Origin of the sequence: Rhizobium sp. NLR10b, from assembly GCF_019685435.1 — a bacterium.
GTDB lineage: Bacteria > Pseudomonadota > Alphaproteobacteria > Rhizobiales > Rhizobiaceae > Rhizobium.
In genome coordinates this window covers 1-4,350 of record NZ_JABDWV010000046.1, presented here as the reverse complement: position 1 = coordinate 4,350, position 4,350 = coordinate 1, and the positions used below count along the sequence as shown (strand labels likewise).

The 4,350-nt window shown below is 63.4% G+C and carries 4 protein-coding genes; all 4 read left to right on the top strand.

Features of this window, described 5'->3' with window-relative positions:
* On the top strand, positions 1–1,194 hold a 1,194-nt coding region (locus tag HJB91_RS30375), incomplete at its 5' end, for an ABC transporter substrate-binding protein (protein ID WP_221103924.1).
* A 137-nt stretch (positions 1,195–1,331) separates the two neighbouring features.
* Positions 1,332–2,285: a carbohydrate ABC transporter permease gene (locus HJB91_RS30370; protein WP_221156954.1), complete on the top strand. Its 954-nt coding sequence runs from the start codon at positions 1,332–1,334 to the stop codon at positions 2,283–2,285.
* Positions 2,282–3,253 carry a carbohydrate ABC transporter permease gene (locus tag HJB91_RS30365; protein WP_221156953.1) on the top strand — a complete coding sequence of 324 codons (972 nt, stop codon included), beginning with the start codon at positions 2,282–2,284 and terminating at the stop codon, positions 3,251–3,253. The genes HJB91_RS30370 and HJB91_RS30365 overlap by 4 nt, the downstream gene beginning before the upstream one ends.
* Positions 3,254–3,256: 3 nt before the next feature.
* Positions 3,257–4,350: ABC transporter ATP-binding protein (locus tag HJB91_RS30360; RefSeq protein WP_221103922.1), on the top strand; the 1,094-nt coding region annotated here is incomplete at its 3' end.

The window sequence follows — 4,350 nt, the reverse complement described above, 5'->3', positions numbered from 1 at the left end:
GCTGCCGACGTGAAGGAAGTGCAGATGCTGCACTGGTGGACGTCGGGGGGCGAGGCAGCGGCTTTGAACGTCCTGAAGCAGGATCTATCGAAGGAAGGTTTTGCCTGGAAGGACGTCCCGGTTGCCGGCGGCGGTGGTGATGCGGCGATGACGGCGCTGAAGGCGATGGTGGCGGCGGGCACCTATCCGACGGCCTCACAGATGCTGGGGTACACCGTGCTCGATTATGCCCAGGCCGGCGTGATGGGTGACCTGACGGAGACGGCCAAGAAGGAAGGCTGGGACAAGTCGGTGCCGGCGGCATTGCAGAAGTTCTCCGTCTATGACGGCAAGTGGGTCGCAGCCCCGGTCAACGTCCATTCGGTCAACTGGCTGTGGATCAACAAGGCTGTCATGGACAAGATCGGCGGCACCCAGCCGAAGAGCTTCGACGACCTGATCGCGCTGCTCGACAAGGCCAAGGCTGCCGGTGTCATCCCGTTGGCGCTCGGCGGCCAGAACTGGCAGGAGGCGACGATGTTCGATTCCATCGTGCTGTCGACCGGTGGGCCGGAGTTCTACAAGAAGGCCTTCAACGACCTCGACGAGGCGTCGCTGAAGTCGGACACGATGAAGAAGTCCTTCGACAACCTCGCCAAGATCGTCAAATATGTCGATCCGAACTTCTCCGGCCGCGACTGGAACCTGGCGACCGCGATGGTCATCAAGGGTGATGCGCTGGTGCAGGTGATGGGCGACTGGGCCAAGGGCGAATTCGTCGCCGCCAAGAAGACGCCGGATAAAGACTTCCTCTGCTACCGCTTCCCCGGCACCGAAGGCAGCGTGATCTACAACTCCGACATGTTCGGCATGTTCAACGTTCCCGACGACCGCAAGGCGGCGCAGGTGGCATTGGCGACGGCGACGCTGTCGAAGAGCTTCCAGTCGGCCTTCAATGTCGTCAAGGGTTCGGTTCCGGCCCGCACCGACGTTCCCGACACCGACTTCGACGCCTGCGGCAAGAAGGGCATCGCCGATCTGAAGGCCGCCAACGAGGGCGGCACGCTGTTCGGTTCGCTCGCCCAGGGCTATGGCGCGCCTCCGGCAATCGCCAATGCCTATAAGGACGTCGTCTCGAAGTTCGTCCACGGCCAGATCAAGAGCTCGGACGAAGCCGTGACCCAGCTCGTCCAGGCGATCGACGACGCCCGCTGAGGCCGCCGCCGATGAACACGCTTCCCCGCGTCGTCGCGGGGAAGCTGCAGCCCCTGACGGATATGCGGGGCGATCATGCGGGGAGGGGCATGCGGGCCAGCCCCCCATGACGACATACAGGGAGGAGATGACATTCCATGAGCACAGTTGCCACCACCGATCCGGTTCTGACGCCGGGGCAGGCGACGCGGGTCTCGCTCAGGGGCCGGCTGCAGGATGCGCTGCCGAAGATCGTGCTGGCGCCGAGCTTCGTCATCACGCTGATCTTCGTCTACGGCTTCATCGTCTGGACGGCCTATCTCTCCTTCACCAATTCCAAGACCTTCCCCTCCTATCAGCTGACGGGAGCGCGCGCCTATCAGCGGCTGTGGCGCTGGACCTTCGAGAGCGATCCGCCATCCTCCTGGTACACCTCGATCACCAACATGGCGATCTTCGGCTTCCTCTATGTCGGCATCTGTCTGGCGCTTGGCCTGCTGCTCGCGATCCTGCTCGACCAGAAGATCCGCGGCGAGGGGCTGCTCAGGCCGATCTTCCTCTATCCGATGGCGCTCTCCTTCATCGTCACCGGGGTGGCCTGGAAGTGGTTCCTCGATCCCGGTCTCGGGCTGGAGCAGACGCTGCACCACTTCGGCTGGACGAGCTTCCACTTCGACTGGATCAAGAACAAGGACTTCGTCATCTACACCGTCGTCATCGCCGGTGTCTGGCAGGCGTCGGGCTTCGTCATGGCGATGTTCCTCGCGGGTCTTCGCGGCATCGACGGCGAGATCATGAAGGCGGCGCAGATCGACGGGGCGTCGCCCTTCCAGCTTTATCGGCGCATCGTCATTCCGCTGTTGCGGCCGATCTTCCTGTCGGCCTTCATCGTGCTCGCCCATATGGCGATCAAGTCCTACGACCTGGTGGTGGCGCTGACCTCGGGCGGGCCGGGCGGCTCGGCCTGGCTGCCGTCGAACTTCATGTATGAATATACCTTCAAGCGCAACGAGATGGCCGTCGGCTCGGCCAGCGCCATCATCATGCTGATGACAATCTCGGCGATCATCGTTCCCTATCTCTATTCCGAACTGAAGGAGAAGGCCCGATGAGCAGCCTCACCTCTTCGATCGGCACGTCGTCATCGGCTGCGGCGGGCGCAGGAGCGGAGCGCGGCAACAGCGCCCGCTGGATCGGCCGCCTCGTCATCTACGGCCTGCTGGTGATCTTCGCCATCCTCTACCTGATGCCGCTCTTCGTCATGCTGACGACCTCGTTCAAGACGATGGACGAGATCCAGAACGGCAACATGCTGGCGCTGCCGCAGGCGCCGACCTTCGATCCCTGGGTGAAGGCCTGGGGCGAGGCCTGCGTCGGGCTGACCTGCGCCGGCATCAAGGGCTACTTCTGGAATTCGATCAAGATGGTGGTGCCGGCAGTGGCGATCTCCACCTTCATGGGCGCGCTGAACGGTTATGTCCTGACCAAGTGGCGCTTCCCCGGCCATACGCTGGTGTTCGGGCTGATGCTGTTTGCCTGCTTCATTCCGTTCCAGTCGGTGCTCTTGCCGATGGCGACCATCCTCGGCTCGCTCGGTCGCTTCGGGGTGACGCTGCAGAACGCCACCGGCTTTAACTTCGGCTTCGGCAATTCGACGGTCAATCTGGTCTTCGTCCATGTCGTCTACGGCCTCGGCTTCACGACGCTGTTCTTTCGCAATTTCTACGAGGCCTTCCCGACCGAGCTGATCCGGGCCGCCCAGGTCGATGGCGCCAGTTTCTTCCAGATCTTCCGCCGCATCATGCTGCCGAACTCGCTGCCGATCATCGTCGTCACCGTCATCTACCAGTTCACCAATATCTGGAACGACTTCCTGTTTGCCTCGGCCTATGCCGGCACCGGTGACTCCATGCCGATGACGGTGGCGCTCAACAATGTCGTCAACACCTCGACCGGGGTGGTCGAATACAATGTCAACATGGCGGCGGCGATGATCGCCGCCGTGCCGACGCTCATCGTCTATATCCTCGCCGGCCGCTACTTCGTGCGTGGCCTGATGGCGGGCGCAGTCAAAGGGTAACCCATGGCTTTCCTGGAAATCTCCGGCCTCAGAAAGCGCTTCGGCGCCGTCGACATCCTCAAGGGCATCGATCTCGAACTCGAAAAGGGCGGCTTCCTGGTGCTGGTCGGCCCGTCCGGCTGCGGCAAGTCGACCCTGCTCAACACCATCGCCGGGCTGGAGACGATCACCGCGGGCGAGATCCGGATCGACGGGCGCGCCGTCAACGGCCTGCATCCTTCCAAGCGCGACATCGCCATGGTGTTCCAGTCCTATGCGCTTTATCCGAACATGACGGTGGCGGGCAACATCGCCTTCGGCATGGAGATGCGCGGCGTGCCGCCGGAAGAGCGCAAGCAGGCGATCGACAAGGTCGCCAAGGTGCTGCAGATCGGCCATCTGCTCGACCGCAAGCCGAGCCAGCTGTCGGGCGGCCAGCGCCAGCGCGTCGCCATGGGCCGGGCACTGGTGCGCGATCCCAAGCTCTTCCTGTTCGACGAACCGCTCTCCAACCTCGACGCCAAGCTGCGCGTCGACATGCGCATCGAGATCAAGCGACTGCATCAGGCGACCGGCAAGACCATCGTCTACGTCACCCACGACCAGATCGAGGCAATGACGCTCGCCACCCGCATCGCCGTGATGAAGGACGGCATCGTCCAGCAGTTCGGCACGCCGGCCGAGATCTACAACAATCCCGCCAACATGTTCGTCGCCGACTTCATGGGTTCACCAGCGATGAACCTGGTCAAGGCCTCGGTCGAAAACGGCGCCGGTGGGCTCGCCGTCTCGCTCGAGCGGCCGAACGCCGCTCCGCTCAGGCTGCCGGTCACGACAATCGCAAACGGTCTTTCCTCCTATGCCGGCCGGCAGGTGATCTTCGGCATCCGCCCGGAGGCGCTGACCGACCCCGACGGCGCCGACCGCAATGCCCGCTCGCTCACCGAAGGCGACTGCCTGATCGAGGTCGTCGAACCCGCCGGCTCCGACACCTTCGCCGTCACCAAGCTCGGCGGCAAGGAAGTGGTCGCCCGACTGCGCGCCGATGCCGGCATCGCACCCGGCCAGCACACACGCCTCGCCTTCAATCTCGACAAGGCTGTGTTCTTCGACCCGGA